This window comes from Actinomycetospora sp. 2LY8.5 (genome assembly GCF_057180585.1).
Map to the genome: position 1 here is coordinate 54,976 of NZ_JBXUHE010000033.1, position 20,652 is coordinate 75,627.

Sequence of the window (20,652 nt, forward strand, 5' to 3'; positions counted from 1 at the left end):
GATCGTCAGGGCTTGCGGCGCAGCAGGCCCAGCGCGACCAGGTCCGCGCGGGAGAGCTCGAAGCCGGTGACGTCGAGGTTCTCGCGCAGCCGCTCCGTGCTCGACGACTTCGGGAAGACGATGAGCCCGTGCTGCAGGTGCCAGCGCAGGACGATCTGCGCGGGCGTGCGGCCGTGGCGCGCCGCGACCCGGCGCACGATCGGGTCGCGCGCGAGCTTGCCCTCCCGCAGCGGCGCCCACGACTCCGTGGCGATCCCCCGGCGCCGGTGGTAGCGGCGCAGGGGGCTCTGCGGGGTCCGCGGGTTGAGCCGGATCTGGTGCACCGAGGGCACGACCGCGGTCGCGTCGACGAGGCGCTCGACGCCGACACGGTCGAAGTTGGAGAGGCCGATCGAGCGCACCCGCCCGTCGGCGCGCAGCGACTCGAGCGCCTTCCAGGTGTCGACGTCGTCACCCTCGCCGGGGCGATGAACGAGGAAGAGGTCGACGTAGTCCGTGCCGAGCCGGGCGAGGCTGTCGTCCAGCGAGGCCGGCGCGGCGTCGCCGTGGAACGGGTCGTCGAGCTTGGTCGTGATCCACACGTCCTCGCGCGCGACGCCCGACTCGCGCAACCCCTGGCCGACGCCGACCTCGTTGCCGTACCCCTGCGCGGTGTCGATGTGGCGGTAGCCCATCTCCAGCGCGGAGCGCACCAGCGCAGCGGTGTCGTCCGGGGGCACCTGGTAGACGCCGAGCCCGAACTGCGGGATCGCCGTGCCGTCGTTGAGTCTGATGTTCGGGATGCCGGTCATCGATGCCGTTCCTACACCGGTGCACGTCGCCGCAACGGGGACTCGCCCCGCGGCGACGTAGCGGGAATCATGTGACGATGACACCGGCACGCGGCGAAGGGCGGGGATCGTGTACGCGGACCTGCTGGCCCAGCGCGTGGTCGATCTGATCGAGGGTGCGGCGTTCCCCCACCTCGATCCCACCTCGGTGATCAGCGTCATCGCGCTGCTGCTCGCGGGCGCCGGGTTCGTCACGGTCCGGGACTACGCCCTCGGCGGCGGCGACCGGCTGCCCCTGCTCGTCGCGGAGCCGTTCCCGCGTGTCGAGGCGTCGATCGGCGTCGTGCCGGCGGTCTCGGCCACCGACGAAGCACTGACGACGCGGCTCGCCCGCTACGCCCAGCACCCGGCGGTCGACGGCCTGGTCGTGGTCGGCGCCGGTGCCGGACGCGTGCCGATGCCGCGCACGGTCGGGGGCGTGCCGCTGCGCGCCGCGATCGCCACGCTCCGCACCGTCGGCCCCACGCACTGAGTTCGTCACGCGTTCGGCCCAGTACCAGCCGCGAGATCGTTACCAAGCGCGAGTCGCCGGTCCACCACAGGTCTTGAACCGCCGCGCCCCTGCTTCCATGATGACGGAGAGTCATCAGCATTCGGCAGGAGGCATCGTGCAGAAGGCCGCCGTCTTCTTGGGGTTCGTGCCCTGGATCGTCTTCTCGGTCGTCGCGGGGCCGAGCACCTGGATGTGGGCGGCGCTCGCGGCGCTCGTCTGCACACTGGTCCTCTCGGTGCCGGACTGGCGCCGGAGCCGGTCGATCAGCATCCTCGAGGCCGCGGCGCTCCTCTTCTTCGCCGTCCTCGTGGTGCTCGCCCTCGTGCTCGACCGCGCGGCGCTGCAGCCGATCGAGGACCGCGCGCAGCTGCTCTCGAGCGTCGTGATCGCGGTGGTCGCCCTCGGCTCGCTCGCCGTCGGCCGCCCGTTCACCGAGTTCTACGCGAAGAAGCAGGCGCCGCCGGAGGTCTGGGACACGCCGACCTTCACGAAGGTCAATCGCGTGCTCACCGGCCTGTGGGGTGGCGTCTTCGTCCTCAACGCACTCTGCGACGCGGCGGTCGGCTACCTCGGCGCCAGCCCGGACGTCTTCAACTGGGTGATCCCGGTCGTCGCGATCGTGGTCGCCGTCGAGATCACCAGCTGGTACCCGGACCACGCGGCGGAGCAGGCGCGCAACGACGCGGCCCACGGTGCCCAGGAGGCCCACGAGGCGCCCCGACCCCCCGCCCAGCCGGCCTGAAGGAGCGCCGCATGACCGCCACCGCGCCGAGCGCGCCCCCGCCCGTCGACGCCGCCCACGACCCGCACCTGTCCGGGTCCTTCGAGCCGGTGATCGACGAGAGCGACGCCGGCGACCTCGAGGTCACCGGCGAGCTGCCGCCCGAGATGGACGGCATGTACCTCCGCAACGGCCCCAACCCGCGCTTCACCCCGCTCGGCTCCTACGTCTATCCCCTCGAGGGCGACGGGATGCTGCACGGTCTGTCGGTGTCGGAGGGCCGCGCCCGGTACGCCAACCGTTTCGTGCACACGCCCCAGCTCGACGCCGAGATCGCCGCCGGGCGCGCCCTCTGGGGCGGCCTGATGACCGGCTACACGCCGAGCGCCGAGGAGGTCGGCCCGTCGCTCGCCGGGGCGATGAAGGACCTGCCCGACATCAACGTCGTGCGCCACGGCGGGAGGCTGCTCGCGCTCGCGGAGGGCGCCCCGCCGTACGCACTCACACCGGAGCTCGCGACGATCGGCCGCGAGACCTTCGGCGGCTCGCTGCCCGCCGGGATGTGCGCGCACCCCAAGGTCGATCCGCGCACCGGCGAGATGGTCGTGTTCTGCTACGGGCTCGAGCCGCCGTACCTGACCTGGTCGGTGCTCGGCCCCGACGGTGCCGCGCGGCGCCTGCCGACGGTCGTGCCCGACGTCGACACCCCGGTGATGATCCACGACATGGCGATCACCGAGCGCTTCGTCGTGCTCGTGCTCGGCCCGCTCTACTTCGACGTGGCGGCGGTGATGCGCGGCGGCTCGCTGCTCGCCTGGCGTCCCCAGGACGGCACGCGGATCGCGCTGATCCCCCGCGACGGCGGCCCGGTCCGCTGGGCGCACACCGACGCGTTCTGGAGCTGGCACAGCGCCAACGCGTACGACGCCGACGACGGGGGCGTCGTGCTGGACTACGTCGAGTGGTCCCGGCCGGGCGGGCTCTCGCCGAGCACGAGCCCGGTGGTCGGCGGCATCTCGCGCGCGGAGATCGACCCGGGGACGGGGTCGATCACCCGCCGGTTCCTCACCGACCCGCACGGGATGGAGTTCCCGCGCGTCGACGACCGCCGGCTCGGGCAGCGCCACGACGTCGTCGCGCTCGGCACGAAGACCGGCCGCGTCGCGCTCGCGAACGGGGAGTTCGACGCCGTGCTCTGGCTCGACCCCGCGACCGGGACGACCGTCACCTGGGACGCCGGCGACCTCTCGGTCGGCGAACCCTGCTTCGTCCCGCACCCCGGCGACGAGGACTCGGAGCACGGCTGGTGGGTCACGTTCGCGACCGACCGCACCGACCGGTCGAGCTGGTTCGTCGTCATCCCCGGTGCCGACCCCGGCTCCGGGCCGGTCGCCCGCGTCCGCATCCCGGTGCGGGTCCCGCTGGGTCTGCACGGCGCCTGGCTGCCCACGGAGGAGTAGGCCCCGGACCGAGGGACGCCCCGGCTGCGACGTGCGCAGCCGGGGCGTCCCTCGGTCCGTCGGGCGACTACGTCAGGTCGTAGCGGTCCAGCTGCATGACCTTGTCGAACGCCGCCGCGAAGTCGCGGACGAACTTGTCGGCTCCGTCCGAGGACGCGTAGACCTCGGCGATCGCACGCAGCTCGGAGTTCGAGCCGAACACGAGGTCGTTGCGGGTGCCGGTCCAGCGGACCTCGCCGTCGGCGCCGCGGGCCTCGTAGATGCCGTCCTCCTCGGCCACGCCCGCCCACTGGAGGTTCCCGTCGAGCAGGTTGACGAAGAAGTCGTTCGTCAGCTGACCGACGCGCTCGGTGAGCACGCCGTGTGTCGAGCCGCCGGTGTTGGCACCCAGGACGCGCAGACCCCCGACCAGCACCGTGAGCTCCGGCGCCGACAGGTTGAGCAGGTTCGCACGGTCGACCAGCAGGTACTCGGCGGGGAGCGCGTGGCCCTTGCCGAGGTAGTTGCGGAAGCCGTCGGCCTTCGGCTCGAGGTGGGTGAACGAGTCGACGTCGGTCCACTCGAGCGACGCGTCGGTGCGGCCCGGGGTGAACGGGACGCTGACGTCGTGACCGGCGTCCTTCGCCGCCTTCTCCACCGCCGCGACGCCGCCGAGGACGATGAGGTCGGCCAGCGAGACCTGCGTGCCCGTGGCGTTGAACGCCTTCTGGACGTCCTCGAGGGTCGACAGCGTCCGGCGCAGCTCCTGCGGGTCGTTGACCTCCCAGTCGATCTGCGGGTCGAGGCGCACGCGCGCGCCGTTGGCACCGCCGCGCTTGTCGCCGATGCGGAACGTCGACGCCGACGCCCACGCGGCCTTGACGAGTGACGACACGCTCGCGCCGGAGTCGAGGATCTGCTTCTTCAGCTCCGCGATCTCCGCCGAGCTGACCAGCGGGCCCTCGTGCGCGGGCACCGGGTCCTGCCAGATCAGCGTCTCCTGCGGCACCCAGGGACCAAGGTAGCGCTGGATCGGGCCCATGTCGCGGTGGGTCAGCTTGTACCAGGCGCGGGCGAACGCGTCGGCGAACTCGTCCGGGTTCTGGTGGAACCGCTGCGAGATCTCCTTGTAGACCGGGTCGACCTTCAGCGAGAGGTCGGTGACGAGCATCGTCGGCTGGCGGGTCAGCTCACCGGTCTCCGGGTCCGGCACGGTGTTGGCGCCGCCGCCCGCCACCGGGCGGTACTGCCAGGCGCCGGCCGGCGACTTGTGGAGCTCCCACTCGTAGCCGAAGAGGTTGTCGAAGTAGCCGTTGCTCCACCGCGCCGGCGTGGAGGTCCAGGTGACCTCGAGGCCGGAGGTGATGGTGTCGCGGCCCTTGCCCTTGCCGAACTTCTGGTGCCAGCCGAGGCCCTGCTCCTCGATCGAGGCGCCCTCGGGCTCGGGGCCCACGTACTGGTCGGGGTCGGCCGCACCGTGGGTCTTGCCGAACGTGTGGCCGCCGGCGATGAGGGCGACGGTCTCCTCGTCGTTCATCGCCATCCGGCCGAAGGTCTCGCGGATGTCGCGGGCCGCGGCGAGCGGGTCCGGGTTGCCGTCCGGGCCCTCCGGGTTGACGTAGATGAGGCCCATCTGCGAGGCGCCGAGGGGCTGCTCGAGCTGGCGGTCACCGGTGTAGCGCTGGTCGCCTCCGAGCCAGTAGTTCTCCGGGCCCCAGTAGGTCTCGTTGTCGGGCTCCCACACGTCGGGGCGGCCGCCGGCGAAGCCGAAGGTCGTGAAGCCCATGGTCTCGAGGGCGCGGTTGCCGGCGAGGATCAGCAGGTCGGCCCAAGAGATCTTCTGGCCCCACTTCTGCTTGACCGGCCACAGCAGGCGGCGCGCCTTGTCGAGGTTGCCGTTGTCCGGCCAGCTGTTGAGCGGCGCGAAGCGCTGCAGGCCCATGCCGGCGCCGCCGCGGCCGTCGGCGAGCCGGTAGGTGCCGGCCGAGTGCCACGCCAGTCGGATCATGAGGCCGCCGTAGTGGCCGAAGTCGGCGGGCCACCAGTCCTGCGAGGTGGTCAGGACGTGGTCGACGTCGGCGGCGAGCGCGTCGAGATCGACGGTCTTGAAGGCCTCGGCGTAGTCGAAGCCGTCGTCCAGCGGGTTCGACACCGCCGTGTGCGTGCGCAGGACGCGCAGGTTCAGCTGGTTCGGCCACCAGTCGACGTTGCCGCCACCCTCGGTCGGGTGCGCGAGACGACCCGCGTGGACCGGGCAGCCACCCGCATCCTGCGTGTTCATCTCGGTCTCGCGGGTCACGTGTTCGGACACGAGGAAGTCCTCCGGGTCACTGAGCTGTCAATGCGGTGGAGCCGGGCTCCCGGACCTGTCGAGCCCGTCGGCGGGCTGGTCGGGACCGGCGGTGACACGGGTCGCAGTGTCGCCCCTTTTCTGGAACAGATCAAGAATCCGGGGTGGGTGAGCAACATCTGCGCGTCGTCGATCACCAGCCGACCAGCGACGATGACCCAGAGCACTCGCTCGCGAGCGCTTCATCACACTCTCGGGCGAGTGCATGGCGTCGACGACCACGGTGAGCGACGGCCGAGGTTCGTCGCTCTCGTGGCGCGGGCGACTCGAGCCCCGGGCCGGCGCGACATCGACCGCCGAGCTCGAACCCGACGCCTGGTGACTACCGCAGTGGGTGCCGCGGCACCGAGCGGAGGTTCGAGCGCGCGAGGTCGACCATCTTCCCGACGCCGCCGGCGAGCACGGTGCGCATGCCCGCGAGCGCGAAGCCGCGGACCTGCTCGGCGGTGATGTGCGGCGGGATCGACAGCGCGTTGGGGTCGGTGCGCACGTCGACCAGCGACGGACCGCGGTGGTCGAGCGCCTCCCGCAACGCGCCGCGCAGCGCGCGCGGATCCTCGACGGTCACGGCGTGCAGCCCGGCCGCACGGGCGATCGCGCCGAGGTCGGCGGGCCCGTGGTCGGTCTCGAACGACGGGAACCCGGCGACCATCATCTCCAGACGGATCATGCCCAGCGAGCCGTTGTTGAACGCGACGACGGTGAGGTCGAGGTCCTGCTCGACGGCGGTCAGCAGCTCGCCGAGCAGCATGGTCAGACCGCCGTCCCCGGACATGGACACGACCTGACGGCCGCCCTGCGCGTCGCGCTGGGAGACCGCCGCCCCGATCGCGTGCGGCAGCGCGTTGGCCATCGTCCCGTGGCGGAACGAGCCGATGATGCGCCGGCGACCGGTCGGCGAGATGTAGCGCGCGGCCCAGACATTGCCCATGCCGGTGTCGACGGTGACGACGGCGTCGTCGTCGAGCTCGTCGTCGAGGACCGACGCGACGTACTCGGGGTGGACGGGCCGGTGGTCCTCGACGCGCGAGGTGTAGGCGTCGACGACGTGCTCGAGCGCGTCGGCATGGTGGCGCAGCATCGTGTCCAGGAACGTGCGGTCGGTCTTCTCCTCGACGAGCGGGAGCAGCGCGCGCAGGGTCGCCCCGACGTCGCCCTCCACGCCGAGGTCGAGCACGGTGCGGCGCCCGAGGTGCCGCGCGTCGCGGTCGACCTGCACGGTGCGCGCCTGCGGCAGGAACCCGTCGTAGGGGAAGTCGGTGCCCAGCAGCACGAGCAGCTCGGCGGAGTGGCTCGCCTCGAAGCAGGCGCCGTAGCCGAGCAGCCCGCTCATGCCGACGTCGTAGGGGTTGTCGTACTGGATCCACTCCTTGCCGCCCAGCGAGTGCCCGACCGGCGACTTGACCCGCCCGGCCAGCGCCAGCACCTCGTCACGGGCCTCGCGCACGCCGGCCCCGACGAACAGCGTCACCGTGCGCGCGCCGTTGATCCGCTCGGCGAGGGCCTCGACGCGGTCGGGCGCGGGCTGGACGACCGACGACGGCGCGACGAGGTCGCCCCGGCCCGTCGGGTGCGCGGCGGGCAGGGCGGTGATGTCGCCGGGCAGCACGAGCACCGAGACCCCGCGGTCGGCCAGCGCGGTCTGCATCGCGATGCGCTGCAGGCGCGGCATCTGCTCCGGCCGGGAGATCAGCTCCACCCACGACGAGCACTCGACGAACAGCCGCTCGGGGTGCGTCTCCTGGAAGTAGTCGGTGCCGATCTGCAGCGACGGGATGTGCGACGCGATCGCGAGCACCGGCGCGCCCGAGCGGTGCGCGTCGTAGAGGCCCTGGACGAGGTGCGTGTTGCCGGGCCCGCAGCTGCCGGCGCACACCGCGAGGGTGCCGGTCAGCTGGGCCTCGGCGGCCGCGGCGAGCGCCCCGGCCTCCTCGTTGTGCACGTGGACCCAGTCGATCCCGCCCTGCGCGGCGCCGCCCGAGCGGCGCACGGCGTCGACGATCGGGTTCAGGCTGTCCCCGACCAACCCGTAGATCCGGCGCACGCCGGCCTGGATCAGGACCTCGATGAGCTGATCGGCGACGGTGCGAGCCATGGGCGCGATCTTCTCGCCGGACACCCGTGCCCGAGAGGCCAGGGCACCCGAAAGTGCGCACCACCACCCGGTGCACCCTGGGGAGGTGGTGGCCGTGGCTGACGAGGACTCGACCCCGGTGCCGCGCGTGCCGCCGGCCGTCGCCGTCGCGCTCCTCGTCGTCCTCGCCGTCGCGACGCTCTTCCTGCTCGCCGCGGCGCTCACCGCCCTCGCGCCGGGGCTCTCGCTGTTCGGCGCCGGGCCCTCGAAGCGCCTCGTCGTGGTGTGGGGCCCGCTGCTCGTGCTGCTCGGCGTCGTCGTGACGGTCGGGGCGTGGCTGACGACGCGACCGAGGAAGCGACGAGCGCTCACCACCACGGTCGCCGTGGTCGCGACGGTCGCGACGCTCGTGCTCGCCGGGGCCGTCGGCGCCGTGGTCACCGCGACGCTGCGCGGCGGCGGGAGCGTCGACCCGTGGCGCGCGCTGACCCTCGCCGGTCCGCCCGAGGGTTCCGCGCCCGACGCCCGCACCGTCTACACGACCACTCCCCGGGGCCAGGACCTCCACCTCGCGATCACGCGCCCGCGTGGCGCGACCGGCCCGGCGCCCGTGTTCGTCTGGGTGCACGGCGGCGGCTGGGTGACGGGGTCGGAGCTCGACCGCGCCGCCGACATGCGCCGCCTCGCCGACGCGGGCTTCCTCGCGATCTCGGTGGAGTACACGCTCGCCGAGCCCGGCCGTCCGACCTGGGACGTCGCGGGCCCGCAGGTCGCCTGCGCGCTCGCGCGCGTCGCCGAGCTCGCGGCCGAGCAGGGCGGCGACCCGCGGCGGATCGTGCTGGGCGGCGACTCCGCGGGCGGCCAGCTCGCGGTCTCCGTCGGCTACCGGGCCGCCTCCGGGACCCAGCCCACGGCGTGCACGTCACCGGTGCCCGTCCCCACCCCCCGCGCGATCGCGACCGTGTACCCGGCCGTCGACCTGGCCGACACCTACCGCCGCGGGCAGGGCGCCCAGCGCTTCGCGGTCGGCTACACCGGCGGCACGCCCGACGAGGTGCCCGACCGCTACCGCGCCATGACCGGCGTGGCGGCCCTGAGCCCCGAGGCACCGCCGACCTTCGCGATCGTGCCGGCCCGCGATCACCTCGTCCCGCCGGAAGGCGCGACCCACTTCCTCGAGGCCGCCCGCGCCGCCGGGGTGGAGACCGCCCAGGTCGACATCCCGTTCGCCGACCACGCCTTCGACACCGGCCCCGACGGCTCGCTCGGACACCAGGCGGCGTTCACGACGCTCGAGCACTGGGTGACGACCCGGGTCAGGTGACCGCTTCCCCGATGACCCCGTGGGTGGCCGCCCGCACGGCCTCGTCGAGCCGGGCGATCATATCCTCGTCGGTGATCGCGAGCCCGTCGGCGAGGGCCGCCGCGTAGTCCTCGGTGGTGATCCGCAGCGCGGCGGCGAGCGTGGCCGCCTGCACGCGCACGGCGAGCTCGCGCGGCCCGCGGCCGAGGCGATCGGCGATCACCTCGGCGAGCACGGACTCGGTGCGCTCGTGGACCACCAGCCAGATCGCGCGGAAGGCGGGCTCGGTGCGGGACATGGCGATCACCGCCAGCGCGGCCTCGTCGTCGCCCGGGGATGCGGGCGACGACACCCCCGGGTCGGCGATCATGTGGTCCTCGAGCGACCGCTCGCGCGGCCAGCGGCGCAGCATCGCGACGAAAGCGTCGGCGGACTGCGAGAGCAGCGGCTCGATGCAGCTCTCCTTGCTACGGAAGTAGCGCCACAGGGTGCGTACCGACAGGCCCACGCCCTCGGCGATCTGCTCCCCGCTGGTGGCCGCGAGGCCCTGCGCGCGGAAGAGCCGCACGGCCTCGCGGGAGATCTCCAGCCGCTGCAGGCCGCGGCGCCGGTCGCTCATCGGCCGGCGCCCGCGGTGGGCACGCGTCGCCTCCGGGGGCGTCATGACCGGTGAGGCTAGTCGCTCCGAGCACGATTTGTCCCGATGCGACTTTGTGTCATTAGGTGTCATAGTAGTGGGCGAGCGCCGATCACAGGAGAACCAACGGTGAGCACTGAAGCCAGCACCTGCCCGTACGCCCACGACTACCCGTTCGGCGAGGCCGAGGCCCTCGAGTTCGACCCCGCCTACGCCCGGCTGCGTGCCGAGGAGCCGCTGGCCCGCATCCGCATGGCCTACGGCGAGGAGGGCTGGCTCGCGACGCGGTACGCCGACGTGAAGACCGTGCTCTCGGACCCGCGGTTCAGCCGCGCCGCGGTGGTCGGCGCCGACGTGCCGCGCGCGGTCCCGGAGCGGATCGACCGTCCGGAGACGATCACCAACATCGACCCGCCGGAGCACGGCCGCGTCCGCCGGCTGGTCGCGTCGGCGTTCACCGCCCGCCGCGCGGAGGCGCTGCGCCCGCGCGTGCGCGAGGTCGCCGACGGGCTCGTCGACGACATGCTCGCCGGCGGGCCTCCCGCCGACCTCGTCGAGGCCGTCGCCATGCCGCTGCCGGTGATCGTGATCTGCGAGCTGCTCGGCGTCCCGCTCGCCGACCGCGACCTCTTCCGCGCCGGCGCGGACGCGATGCTCTCGACGTCGAAGGTGCCGACCGAGAAGCGCCAGGCCGCGATGGCGGACCTGCAGCGCTACATCGGCACGCTGGTCGCCGACCGGCGGTCGCGCTCGGAGGGCCCCGGCGACGACGTCCTCGGCGCACTGGTCGCGGCACGTGAGGACGACGGCGACCGGCTCTCCGAGGGCGAGCTGGTGAACCTCGGCGTCGCCATCCTGGTCGCAGGCCACGAGACGACCATGAACATGGCCAGCGACATGGTGCTCACGCTGCTCTCGCAGCGGTCGCGGTGGGAGGCGCTGGTCGCCGACCCCGAGAAGGTGCCGGCTGCCGTCGAGGAGATGCTGCGCATCACGCCGCTGGGCCGCCACGCCGGACTGCCGCGCATCGCGACGGAGGACGTCGAGCTCGAGGGCGGCACGGTGCACGCGGGCGAGGCCGTGCTCGTCTCGACGATCGCAGCCAACCGTGACCCCGCGGTGTTCGACGACCCCGAGGAGCTGCACCTCGAGCGCGAGGGAACCAACCACGTCGCATTCGGCTTCGGCCCCCACCACTGCCTCGGTGCGTCGCTGGCGCGCATGGAACTGCAGACGGCGCTGACGACGCTCGTCACGCGCGTGCCGACGCTCGACCTGGCCGGCGAGGTCGTGTGGCGCAAGACCGCGCTGGTGCGGGGCCCGCAGCAGCTGCCCGTCCGATGGTGAGCGGGCGGCCCGGAGCATGGACCGACGACGGGGGCGCGGGGCCTGCACCGGGTCGCTGCCGCCTCCGCGCCCGGGGAAAGGCGCCGGCCAGGGCCCGCTCGCACCGGTCGATCCGCCCGTCCGCTTCGGGTTCGGGTCCACCCCGCGCACGCCGTCGCCGGTTCGCATCACGACGCTGATCAGGCATACCTCATCGGATGCGCGGTTAGGCTCGGATCCATGACCGTCGCCGCGTCGCCCCTCACCCTCGACGACTGGTTCGTCCGGGACCTCGGGGGCCTCTACCGGCCGTGGCAGGCCGCGCCCGCCCGGTCGCCGGAGCTGGTCGCGTTCAACGACGAGCTGGCCCGCGAGCTCGGACTGGACGCCGAGGCGCTCCGCACGCCCGAGGGCGTCGCCGTGCTGGCCGGCACGGCCGTGCCCGCGGGCGCCACCCCGGTGGCCATGGCCTACGCCGGGCACCAGTTCGGCAACTACTCGCCGCGTCTCGGCGACGGGCGGGCGCTGCTGCTCGGCGAGATCACCGACACCGGAGGGCGGCGTCGCGACCTGCACCTCAAGGGCTCCGGCCGCACACCGTTCGCCCGCGGCGGCGACGGGCTGGCCACGCTCGGGCCGATGCTGCGCGAGTACGTCGTCGGCGAGGCGATGCACGCGCTGGGCATCCCGACCACGCGCGCCCTGTCCGTGGTCACCACCGGTGAGCGGGTGATGCGCGAGCGCCCGCTGCCGGGCGCCGTCCTCGCCCGCGTCGCATCCAGCCACCTGCGCGTCGGCACCTTCCAGTACGCGGCCGCCACCGGCGACGCCGACGTGTTGCGCCGCCTGGCCGACCACGCGATCGCGCGCCACCATCCCCAGGCCGCCGAGGCCGAGCGGCCGGCGCTGGCCCTGCTCGAGGCGGTCGTCGAGGTGCAGGCGGCGCTCGTCGCGCAGTGGATGGACGTCGGCTTCGTGCACGGCGTCATGAACACCGACAACATGACGATCTCCGGCGAGACGATCGACTACGGGCCCTGCGCCTTCCTCGACGCCTACGACCCGGCGACCGTGTTCAGCTCGATCGACCACGGCGGCCGTTACGCGTACGGCAACCAGCCGCAGGCCGCGCAGTGGAACCTCGCCCGGTTCGCGGAGTCGCTGCTGACCCTCATCGAGGACGACCCGGAGGACGCGATCCCCGCGGCCACCGACGTCGTGTCGTCGTTCGCGCAGCGCTTCACCCGGCACCGCTCGGCGGGGCTGCACGCGAAGCTCGGGCTGACCGGGGACCACGGCGAGCTCGTCGAGGAGCTCGTCACGCTGATGGCCGACCAGCACCCCGACCACACCCGCTTCTTCCGCGGCCTCTCGAGCGCCGCACGCGGTGACGCCTCCCCGGTGCTCGACCTCGTCGTCGACCGCGGGGCGCTCGACGCGTGGCTGGCGCGCTGGCGGGCGGCGCTGGAGGAGCAGGACCGCCCGGTCGACGGATCCGCCGACGCGATGGACCGCGTCAACCCCGTCTACATCCCGCGCAACCACCACGTCGAGTCCGCCCTGGACGCCGCGGTCGCCGGCGACCCCGCGCCGTTCCACCGGCTCGTCGACGTCGTCTCGCACCCCTACGAGGAGCGGCCGGGCCTGGAGGACTACGCCCGCGGCGACCCGTCGGCCACGGGGTACGTCACCTACTGCGGCACCTAGAACGGTGGCGGGTCGTCGGGGTCGTGCGTGATCGGTTCCGGGGTCGCCGGTGTCTCTCGGGTGGCGAATCTGCGTCGCCAGTCGTCGACGTGGTGGATATCGGTGTCCTGGTCGGGCCAGCCGTCATGCGGCAGCGGCCGGCCCGCGGGGCTGGGGGTGGGGAGCGGTCGCAGGATCTTCTTCGGCCCGGTGGTGTGGGTGATGCCGGCGCGGGTGCGGATGACGAACCAGCCCGGAACCGGCTGACGCACGTGCCAGCCGGCGAGGTGTTTGACCCGGTGGTCGTGGGTGCACCAGGCGCCGAGGTTGCAACCCCCTTCCGAGTGGTCAGGGGGTCAGCAGTCCGGCGTAGAGACGGAGGCGCGCGATGACGGACCTTGCGAGCGTTCAGAGGGACGATCCGGGTCTTGGACGCTGAGCCCTGATGAGCCTGTCATTCGCGCGTGCGGCGCGTTCAGACGCGGATTCCGGCCCAGCGGGCGAATCCGGCGAGGGAGTCGGTGCGTCGGCGGTCGGTCTCGGCGAGGACACGCACTGTTTCCGCGACTTGGGGGTGGTAGCGGGTGAGTTGCGGCGAGGCGTCGCGCGCCGCGTTGAGTTCGGTGAGGGTGGCGTCGCGGTCGCCGTGCAGGAGGTAGCCGCGGGCCATGTCGACGTGGTGGTGGGCGCGCCGCGAGGGCATCGTGCGCGCGCCCAGCGGGTGGTTCCGGGCGATCGCGGTCGTGCCGTCGCCTCGTTCCACGGCGGCGGCCACGGCGTGCATCGTGACGTTCGAGGGGTTGAACGCGGTGTCGTAGAGGTCGGTGCCGTCGGGCACGTGAGCGGCGCAGAGCGTGGCTTCGCTGAGGTGGGAATCCGAGGTCTGGGAGTCGCCCGCGCGCGCCGCTGCGATCGCTGAGCGCAGGTGGGTGAACCCGCGAACCGACAGCGTGTCGACCGTGCCGGGTAGATCGTCGATGGAGTCGCGAGCACCCGTGGCGATGCGGTCGGCGGCGCGATACGCGCCGCGGTGCAGAAGCGGCAGGCCGACTTCGACGTCGGCGATCGCTGCGAGTAGGGGGTCACCGGATGAGCGGGCCGCGGTCGCCGCGCGTTCGGCTGCTTGGCCGGTCAACGCTGACCCGAGACGGTGCAGGCAGATGACCGCGCATCCGTAGACGCGGCTGAGCAGGTAGTGGGCCCGCTCACCGCCGTCTGCCGCGGCGGCGGTGTGCAGGTCTTCGATGAGCGCTGGAAGGGCGGCCGAGGACGCGTCGTAGCGGCCGTGACGTTGAAGTTCCGCGATCTCGGCGAGGCGTGCCGCGAGAGCATCGAGGGACTCGGCAGGCTCGTCGCCGACGAGCGCGGGTCCGGCCATGACCGCGGTTTCGAGGTCGGAGACCCCGGAGCGTTCCTCGCCGAATCGTGGAGTCGCTTGGGCGTAGAGGTCCGGGACACTGACGCTGAGCGCCTTGCCGACAGACGCGACGAATGCGGGCGAGGCGGGCACGCGGCCCTGTTCGACGGCTTTGACGAGGGCGAGCGAGACGTGGGCGCGCTGGGCAAGCCGCGCCTGGGTCCATCCGGCCAGCTTGCGCACGGCACGGACCCGCCGTCCGACGCCTTCGGCTTCGCCGTCCATGCCGTCCACGGTAGCCCCGCTGTTTAGTCCTGCGTTAGCCGTTCGACGTTCCGCGGAGCGTGAGCATGATCGTGTGCGACACCGCGCCGGGCAGTCCCGAGGTCAGTGGTCGATGTGTGACCCGCGGCCGTCGCTGGTTCGACGCCTGCGGCGCCGGTGGCGTTGGTGAGCCGGTATCACCTGCATGTCGCCGAGCAGGTGGGCGGGACGGTCAGGTTTCAAACGGCGGAGGCATCGAGCGAGCAGGAAGCGGCGGCGACGGCGTCGATGCTGGCCGGGCGCGGGTTCGTGGTGTTCCTCTACGAGCACGATCACGACGGCGACCCAGGCGACCCTGGCGAGGCCGTGTATCGCGAGCTGGGGATGTTCATCGGCTCCCGGTTCCTGCCGACGCGCCCGGCGGATCCGCGCGACAGCAACGGACACAGCATCCGCTGACCTCTTACCCGCCTGACGCAGGTCGCGGTCGGTGCCTGGGGCCGCTGTCTCGGCACCGCGCAGGGGTGTGACGGCGGCTGTCACGCCGCTATTGGAGGTGTCACGCCCGCGCACCCGTGCTGAGCGGTGCTGTCACGTGTAGCGCCCCGTGACGGGCGGGGTGGCACCGCCCGGGTCCGGCCGGGGTCGTCGGTGATCGGGCCGGGGTGGTGATTAGGTGTGACGGACGCCGAGATGGGTTCCTACCCTTCTGAAGCCATGAGGACTGTCCGGCTCGCCGAGGGTCAGCGCACGAGCGCGCGCGACGTGTCGACGTCGCGCGTCTCGGTGTGCGTGATCAACGGTGGAGCGAAGGGTTCTGGTCATTGGTTCGGGAGGGTGGTCGCAGGCGAGACCGCGACGAGTTCGGCGCTCACGACAGCGCTGACGGTGAGGCTGGCGGGCGACCGTCCGCTGGTCCGGGGACGGTTGCCGTAGTGGGCGTGCGACTGTCTGCGGCTGCCCATCGACCGCGGTTTCTCTGACCAGTCTGAGCCGTACTACACCTGACCCTGCCAGCCCCGCGGACTCCAGCCACGCCTCCGCGCGCTCGACCGCAGCAGATCGGGACTCGCCTCGGCGAGGTGCTCGTGCAGGAAGCCGGCAGGGTCGATACTCGGGTGCGCGGCCATCGCGTCGGTCTCCTCGGTCTTGAGCGGCGAAACTCAGAACGAAGGATCACGCGGTGGCCGCCCTCCACGTCGACGCCACGCCCCACGCGGTGGCCGGGGTCGTACACCACTCTGCTGGACACCACTCTGGCCGCCGGAGGTCGATTCGGCGTGGGCGACGGTACGAAGGATGCAGCTCAAGTTGCGCCGTTGGGCGGTCGATGACCCTGACCGTCGGTTCGGTGATTTGTTCAATCTCGTCTACGATCCGGCGTTCTGGTGCATGCGTGGGAGCGCGTGGCCAACAATACCGGAGCGCGGACCGGCGGGGTAGATCGAGCCACGGTGGCTACGATTACCCGTCGGCCGGGGGTGTCGTCGTTCCTGTGCGACGTCCGGGAGCAGTTGAAGTCCGGGACGTTTCGCCCGGTGCCGGGCGCGGGCGGTGCACATTCCCAAAGCGTCGGGTAAGACTCGGCGGTTGGGGATACCGACCGTGGCCGACCGGGTGGTGCGGGCAGCGGTGAAGCTGGTGCTGGAACCGATTTTCGGCGCAAGCACAACCGACTCAGCTGGAAGGAGCTCCGCCGCCGGTTCTGTGACCGTGGTTGGAGACTCGCCCACAACGGGTGGTGTTCACCGGCGCCTCCAGCGTCGCGGTGACCCGATACCACTATCGCGGGCACTGCATCGCCACTCCGTGGACCCCGAGCCCGACAGCCGTCTTCCCCGACACCGTGGTGCAGACCTGCGTGGTCCACGTGATCCGCAACTGCATGCGGTTCGTGTCCTACCAAGACCGCAAGAAGATCACCACAGCGATGAAAACGATCTACACCGCGCCCACCGTCGAGGCTGCCGAGCTCGCCCTCAAAGATCTCGACCAGACCTGGGGCGCCCAGTACCCCGGCGTGGTCGACGTGTGGCAACGCGCCTGGAACGAGTTCATTCCGTTCCTCGACTACCCACCGGAACTGCGCCGTGTTGTGTACACCACCAACGCGATCGAGTCCATCAACTTCCAACTCCGGAAAATCACCAAAGCTCGCGGACACTTCCCGTCCGAAGAAGCCGCGACGAAGCTCATCTATCTCGGCCTGCGGAACATCTCAAGCAACCGGGGAGGGGAATCCGGCACCGGCACCCACGGCTGGAAGACCGCACTCAACACTCTGGTCATCCACTTCCCGGGCCGCCTCAAACTCTGATAGGATCACTTCATCATCCCGTTGCTTACACGGGAAGCGTGACAGGCTTCGCTGGTCGGGCGACGCACACGGTTCGCGATTTTCCTCGGGCTCCCTGACGGGCACTCGGCCGGCCGCGTCGGTGACGCCCTCATACGTACCTTCGGTTCGCTACCGAACCTGCTGCGGCGAACGTTGACCTGGGACCAGGGCAACGAGATGTTCCACCATCCCCGCATCGAACAATGCACAGGTCTGTCCGTCTACTTTGCTGACCCGCACTCGCCCTTGGCAGCGTGGAACCAACGAGAACACTAATGGACTCCTGCGCCAGTATCTGCCCACGACGACCGATGTCAGCGTCTGGAACCAGGTTCAGCTTCGACGAGGTCGTCGCGGAGCTAAACGACCGGCACCGTCAGTGCCTGAACGACAAATCTCCTCACCAGCTGATGAAGCAGTGGTACCGTAGCCCCACAACTACCTGATTCGCGACGTTCGTTGGAATCCGCCCGGTCTATCCGGTGATCTTCGTCGACGCGATCTACTTGAAGGTCCGTGACGGACACGTCACCCACCGACCGTTCTACGTGGTCATCGGCGTCACCCTCGACGGGCGCCACGACATCCTCGGCATCTGGGCCGGCGGCGGCGCCGGGGAGGGCGCGAAGTACTGGCTCCAGGTCGTCCTGCGGGGATGGGCGAACTACTTCCGGCACGGTGTGTCCAAGCGAGTACTCGGTGTTCTCGATTCGCACGCCTGGCAGCGGATCGTGATTTGGATACGCCGCAAGCACAACCGGATCAGCTGGAAAGAACTCCGCCGCCGGTTCTGTGACCGAGGCTGGAGACTCGCCTACAGCGGGGTGATGTTCACCGGCGCCTCCAGCGTCGCCGTGACCCGGTACCGCTACCGCGGACACCACATCAGCACTCCGTGGACCCCGACACCGGCAGCCCTCACGGGCTGACCAACGAGCAAGACACGTGGAGAGCCCGGTGCGTTGAAAGGCGCACGCCGGGTTCGGCGGGCGGCCACAGGAAACGGACCGGGGAGCAATCCCGGCACCGCGCCCGTGGCCGACCCAACTCCCATGTCCGGGACCGCCACACCGCAAGATCACGATCTACGGCTGGAGTACTAGAGTAGAAGGCCAGTCGCGGAGAGCACCTGGTCAACGGCATCAGCGGGTTCGTGTGTTGTCGTGTCGATGGTGATCTCAGGTCGCACCGGTCGCTCGTAAGGCGAGTCGATCCCCGTGAAGTTCTTGAGCTTCCCTTCCCGTGCTTTGCGGTAGAGGCCCTTGGGGTCGCGCTCCTCGGCGAGGTGGAGCGGTGTGTCGACAAAGATCTCGAAGAACTCGACAGGCAACACACGCTCGCGAGCTAGCTCGCGCTCGGCCGCGAACGGTGAGATCAAAGACACGATGACGACGAGGCCCGCGTCTACCATTAGAGATGCGACCTCTGCGACGCGTCTGATGTTCTCCCGTCGGTCCGCGTCGCTGAAACCAAGATCACTATTCAATCCGTCGCGGACGTTATCCCCGTCGAGCAGGTACGTGCTCTTGCCGAGGGCGTGGAGGCGCCTTTCCAGAGCGTCCGCGATGGTCGACTTGCCGGCGCCAGAAAGACCGGTGAACCACAGAACCATGGGGGCTTGCCCGTGGAGGGCGGCGCGATGCGCCTTCCCGATGCTGGTGCGCTGCCAGTCCACCTCGACCGGTGCCTGCCGCTCCGGTGTATAGCGATCCTGGTGTCGAGACCTCAAGTCGCTACGCGCAGGGACGCGGACGGACCGAGCGGTTGACTCAGCGGCGGGGCCAGCCTTATCTCGGATTTTGGGAAACGCCGGAGCTTCCCCCAACGGAGCGACCCGAGTGGCGCCCACCGTCCACAACGGGAATGCGGGCCCGCGGCTGCGATCAACGGCCCGTAGGGCGCCGTGCCTTGTCGTAGACTGTGCCACTCTGGGACGGCTGTGGCAGAACGGAGCAGGGAGGATTCGAGCGGGCCAAAGTAGCCGCGCAAAGCGAGGCACGGCGACGCGCAGATTACAGCAGTGCCGAAGCGCGCCGTCTCCTCTCCTGTCAGCTCGCCCTGCGCCCCGTCGTACCGTTGGCGGGCCGTGGCAACCTCGCTCCGGTGCGCGACGAGTCGCCCAGCCGGTCGGGCCAGTTTCTCGCTTGCCCCCAAGAGGAATTTGTTGGCGTGCTCTGGATGGATGGTTACCTCGCATGTTGGCGAATTCAGTCGGTGGGACGGTTTCCTCGTGGCCTTGGCGAAACCGCTAGCGGTTTCGTGCGCGGGACCGACCAAGACTACTTCGAGCCCACTGACGGCGGCGAGCCGCGTCGCGACGACGGCGCCGGCCGCCCCGCTTCCGGCAATCGCGAGGAGGATGGATTCTTCGGCCATGTCTTCTCCAAGGAGCTGCGGTCCGGGACCTGGTGTTCTCTGACTGGGTGCGTCGTTTGGCCGCGGACTCGGTCGGTACCGCACTACCATCGAGTCTGGCTCCGCCCGACCTCGCGCTGCTCAACGAAGGGCCGCCGGCGCGAACGCGAACCGGCCACCGTCTACCTTCGCTTAGACTCGGACGAGGGACTCGAGCACCTTTACTGCGGTGGTAATGCCCTCCTCTGTCTCAATTAGATCTCCTAGTTCGCGAGCCCGCTTGTGCATTGCGGAATCGTCGACTACTTGGCGAATCGCCCTGGCGAGCCGTTCGGCAGTCATCGCGGGTCGAGGGACCGCGCGCGGGGCTACGCCCAGCGCCCGCGCCCGTTCCGCCCAGAAGTTGTGCTCAGGCCGGAACGGACAGATAACTTGAGGCTGACCGGATGCGAACGCTGCTCCCGTCGTATGCATCCCGCCATGGTGGACGATGGCGGACACTCGCGGGAAAAGCCATTCGAAGGGGGCTTCGCTCAAGTAAAATACATCAGGAGTCGGAGCTGTGAACCGAAGTCCGCCCCATCCGGCCACGATCACAGCGCGTACCCCAGCCTTCCTCACTGCCTCGATTACGATGTTGCCGGTCTGGTACGGGTCGCTGCCCACCATACTGCCGAAACCGATATAGACGACGGGGTGAGGGGAGTCCAGGAACCCGGAAAGCCCCGGGGGAGGGGCCCAGCTAGCGGCGGTTGGGAGAAACCAGTATCCGGTGGTGTGCACCCAGGAAGGAAAGTCCAGTGGGCCGGGCAGCACGTGTTCACTGCAGGGCTGGAGAACCGTCGCCGGGCTGCCGTCGGGCAGCCGCATGATGTTGCGATACCCGCGGCGTGGAGTGAGTCCCAGAGTCTGTTCCCGCCAGCGCTTCCAGTCCTGAACCCACATCTGCTTGCCACGTTTCACTGGAAGGTAGGTAGCTCGGTTTAGGACGCCCGGCACCGGTATGCGGTTGGGGGTCATCGGGCTGGGGTAGGCGCTGGTCGCGACCCACCCCGGCTGCACGCAGATCGGTACCGAGGGCATCCCCAGGCGCTCGGCCACGTCATGCCCCTGCAGGATCACGTGGTGCAGGACAATGTCGGCACCCTCCTGGACGACCGCGGTCAGATCGTCGAGGACGGGACCCATTTGCGCGCGATGCATGCGCTTGGCCTGCCAGGCACGCAGTTTGCCGCGCAGGAGATTCTCGTTGGACTCGATCCATCTCCCAAACGACGGACGCCGCATAAGTCCCCCTTCTGCGTCGAAAAAAGACACAACTTTGGTGCTGTAGGGAGCAGCGAGCTCGCCAAGCGAACCGGGCGCGCAGAACACAACGTCATGCCCGGCCTCGTGGAGCCCTTTCGCCAGGGCCGCGAGCACCTGAACGTCACCGCGGGTGCCCTGGGTAAGGATCATTACCTTCATCAGCTGTTCCTC

Annotated in this window: 17 protein-coding genes and 2 pseudogenes; 9 read left to right on the top strand and 10 right to left on the bottom strand. The window is 70.8% G+C overall.

Going from position 1 to position 20,652, the window contains the following annotated elements; all coding sequences use genetic code 11:
• Positions 1 to 5 precede the first annotated feature (5 nt).
• The gene (locus AC2A1K_RS26995) at positions 6 to 791 is read right to left on the bottom strand and encodes an aldo/keto reductase (protein WP_483899433.1); all 786 of its coding nucleotides are present in this window, start codon (positions 789 to 791) and stop codon (positions 6 to 8) included.
• Between the two features lie 109 nt (positions 792 to 900).
• Between AC2A1K_RS26995 and AC2A1K_RS27000 the strand changes: the two genes are divergently transcribed.
• From AC2A1K_RS27000 to AC2A1K_RS27010, 3 genes are all read left to right on the top strand, one after another.
• Entirely contained in the window at positions 901 to 1,302 is a 402-nt protein-coding gene (locus AC2A1K_RS27000; RefSeq protein WP_483899434.1) for a hypothetical protein, read from the top strand.
• A gap of 136 nt (positions 1,303 to 1,438) precedes the next feature.
• A complete protein-coding gene (locus AC2A1K_RS27005; protein WP_483899435.1) occupies positions 1,439 to 2,065 on the top strand; it encodes a hypothetical protein in 627 nt (208 codons plus the stop codon).
• Between the two features lie 11 nt (positions 2,066 to 2,076).
• A complete protein-coding gene (locus tag AC2A1K_RS27010) occupies positions 2,077 to 3,504 on the top strand; it encodes a carotenoid oxygenase family protein (protein ID WP_483899436.1) in 1,428 nt (475 codons plus the stop codon).
• A 67-nt stretch (positions 3,505 to 3,571) separates the two neighbouring features.
• On the opposite strand, the gene katG is transcribed toward AC2A1K_RS27010, so the two are convergent.
• Entirely contained in the window at positions 3,572 to 5,764 is a 2,193-nt protein-coding gene (katG, locus tag AC2A1K_RS27015; RefSeq protein WP_483899454.1) for a catalase/peroxidase HPI, read from the bottom strand.
• A gap of 391 nt (positions 5,765 to 6,155) precedes the next feature.
• Positions 6,156 to 7,928 (bottom strand): pyruvate dehydrogenase, encoded by a 1,773-nt coding sequence (locus tag AC2A1K_RS27020; RefSeq protein ID WP_483899437.1) that lies wholly within the window; start codon positions 7,926 to 7,928, stop codon positions 6,156 to 6,158.
• Between the two features lie 94 nt (positions 7,929 to 8,022).
• Here AC2A1K_RS27020 and AC2A1K_RS27025 point away from each other — a divergent pair, with 94 nt between their 5' ends.
• Entirely contained in the window at positions 8,023 to 9,231 is a 1,209-nt protein-coding gene (locus tag AC2A1K_RS27025; protein ID WP_483899438.1) for an alpha/beta hydrolase, read from the top strand.
• Here AC2A1K_RS27025 and AC2A1K_RS27030 read toward each other — a convergent pair.
• Complete coding sequence (locus AC2A1K_RS27030) at positions 9,224 to 9,874, bottom strand: TetR/AcrR family transcriptional regulator (RefSeq protein WP_483899439.1); 651 nt, start codon at positions 9,872 to 9,874, stop codon at positions 9,224 to 9,226. The genes AC2A1K_RS27025 and AC2A1K_RS27030 overlap by 8 nt on opposite strands.
• 102 nt (positions 9,875 to 9,976) lie before the next feature.
• Here AC2A1K_RS27030 and AC2A1K_RS27035 point away from each other — a divergent pair, with 102 nt between their 5' ends.
• The gene (locus tag AC2A1K_RS27035; protein WP_483899440.1) at positions 9,977 to 11,194 is read left to right on the top strand and encodes a cytochrome P450; all 1,218 of its coding nucleotides are present in this window, start codon (positions 9,977 to 9,979) and stop codon (positions 11,192 to 11,194) included.
• 219 nt (positions 11,195 to 11,413) lie between these two features.
• A complete protein-coding gene (locus AC2A1K_RS27040) occupies positions 11,414 to 12,880 on the top strand; it encodes a protein adenylyltransferase SelO (protein ID WP_483899441.1) in 1,467 nt (488 codons plus the stop codon).
• Here the strand turns inward: AC2A1K_RS27040 and AC2A1K_RS27045 are convergent.
• Positions 12,877 to 13,131 carry a hypothetical protein gene (locus tag AC2A1K_RS27045; protein WP_483899442.1) on the bottom strand — a complete coding sequence of 85 codons (255 nt, stop codon included), beginning with the start codon at positions 13,129 to 13,131 and terminating at the stop codon, positions 12,877 to 12,879. The genes AC2A1K_RS27040 and AC2A1K_RS27045 overlap by 4 nt on opposite strands.
• Positions 13,132 to 13,334: 203 nt before the next feature.
• The gene (locus AC2A1K_RS27050) at positions 13,335 to 14,501 is read right to left on the bottom strand and encodes a helix-turn-helix domain-containing protein (RefSeq protein WP_483899443.1); all 1,167 of its coding nucleotides are present in this window, start codon (positions 14,499 to 14,501) and stop codon (positions 13,335 to 13,337) included.
• Between the two features lie 156 nt (positions 14,502 to 14,657).
• On the opposite strand from AC2A1K_RS27050, the gene AC2A1K_RS27055 reads away from it, so the two are divergent.
• Positions 14,658 to 14,939: a hypothetical protein gene (locus AC2A1K_RS27055; protein WP_483899444.1), complete on the top strand. Its 282-nt coding sequence runs from the start codon at positions 14,658 to 14,660 to the stop codon at positions 14,937 to 14,939.
• Positions 14,940 to 15,478: 539 nt separating this feature from the next.
• On the opposite strand, the gene AC2A1K_RS27060 is transcribed toward AC2A1K_RS27055, so the two are convergent.
• Positions 15,479 to 15,610: a hypothetical protein gene (locus AC2A1K_RS27060; RefSeq protein WP_483899445.1), complete on the bottom strand. Its 132-nt coding sequence runs from the start codon at positions 15,608 to 15,610 to the stop codon at positions 15,479 to 15,481.
• A gap of 704 nt (positions 15,611 to 16,314) precedes the next feature.
• Between AC2A1K_RS27060 and AC2A1K_RS27065 the strand changes: the two are divergent.
• Positions 16,315 to 16,797 (top strand): annotated as a pseudogene (locus AC2A1K_RS27065) (transposase); the annotation flags it as partial.
• Between the two features lie 494 nt (positions 16,798 to 17,291).
• Positions 17,292 to 17,747, top strand: a pseudogene (locus AC2A1K_RS27070) (transposase); the annotation flags it as partial.
• Positions 17,748 to 17,917: 170 nt separating this feature from the next.
• Here the strand turns inward: AC2A1K_RS27070 and cysC are convergent.
• The 3 genes from cysC to AC2A1K_RS27085 form a co-directional block, all read right to left on the bottom strand.
• Positions 17,918 to 18,493 (bottom strand): adenylyl-sulfate kinase, encoded by a 576-nt coding sequence (gene cysC / locus AC2A1K_RS27075; protein ID WP_483899446.1) that lies wholly within the window; start codon positions 18,491 to 18,493, stop codon positions 17,918 to 17,920.
• Between the two features lie 50 nt (positions 18,494 to 18,543).
• Positions 18,544 to 19,284, bottom strand: a complete 741-nt coding sequence (locus AC2A1K_RS27080; protein ID WP_483899447.1) for an FAD/NAD(P)-binding protein — start codon at positions 19,282 to 19,284, stop codon at positions 18,544 to 18,546.
• Positions 19,285 to 19,365: 81 nt separating this feature from the next.
• On the bottom strand, positions 19,366 to 20,640 hold the full coding sequence (locus AC2A1K_RS27085) for a glycosyltransferase (RefSeq protein WP_483899448.1): 1,275 nt from the start codon (positions 20,638 to 20,640) through the stop codon (positions 19,366 to 19,368).
• Positions 20,641 to 20,652: the final 12 nt, after the last annotated feature.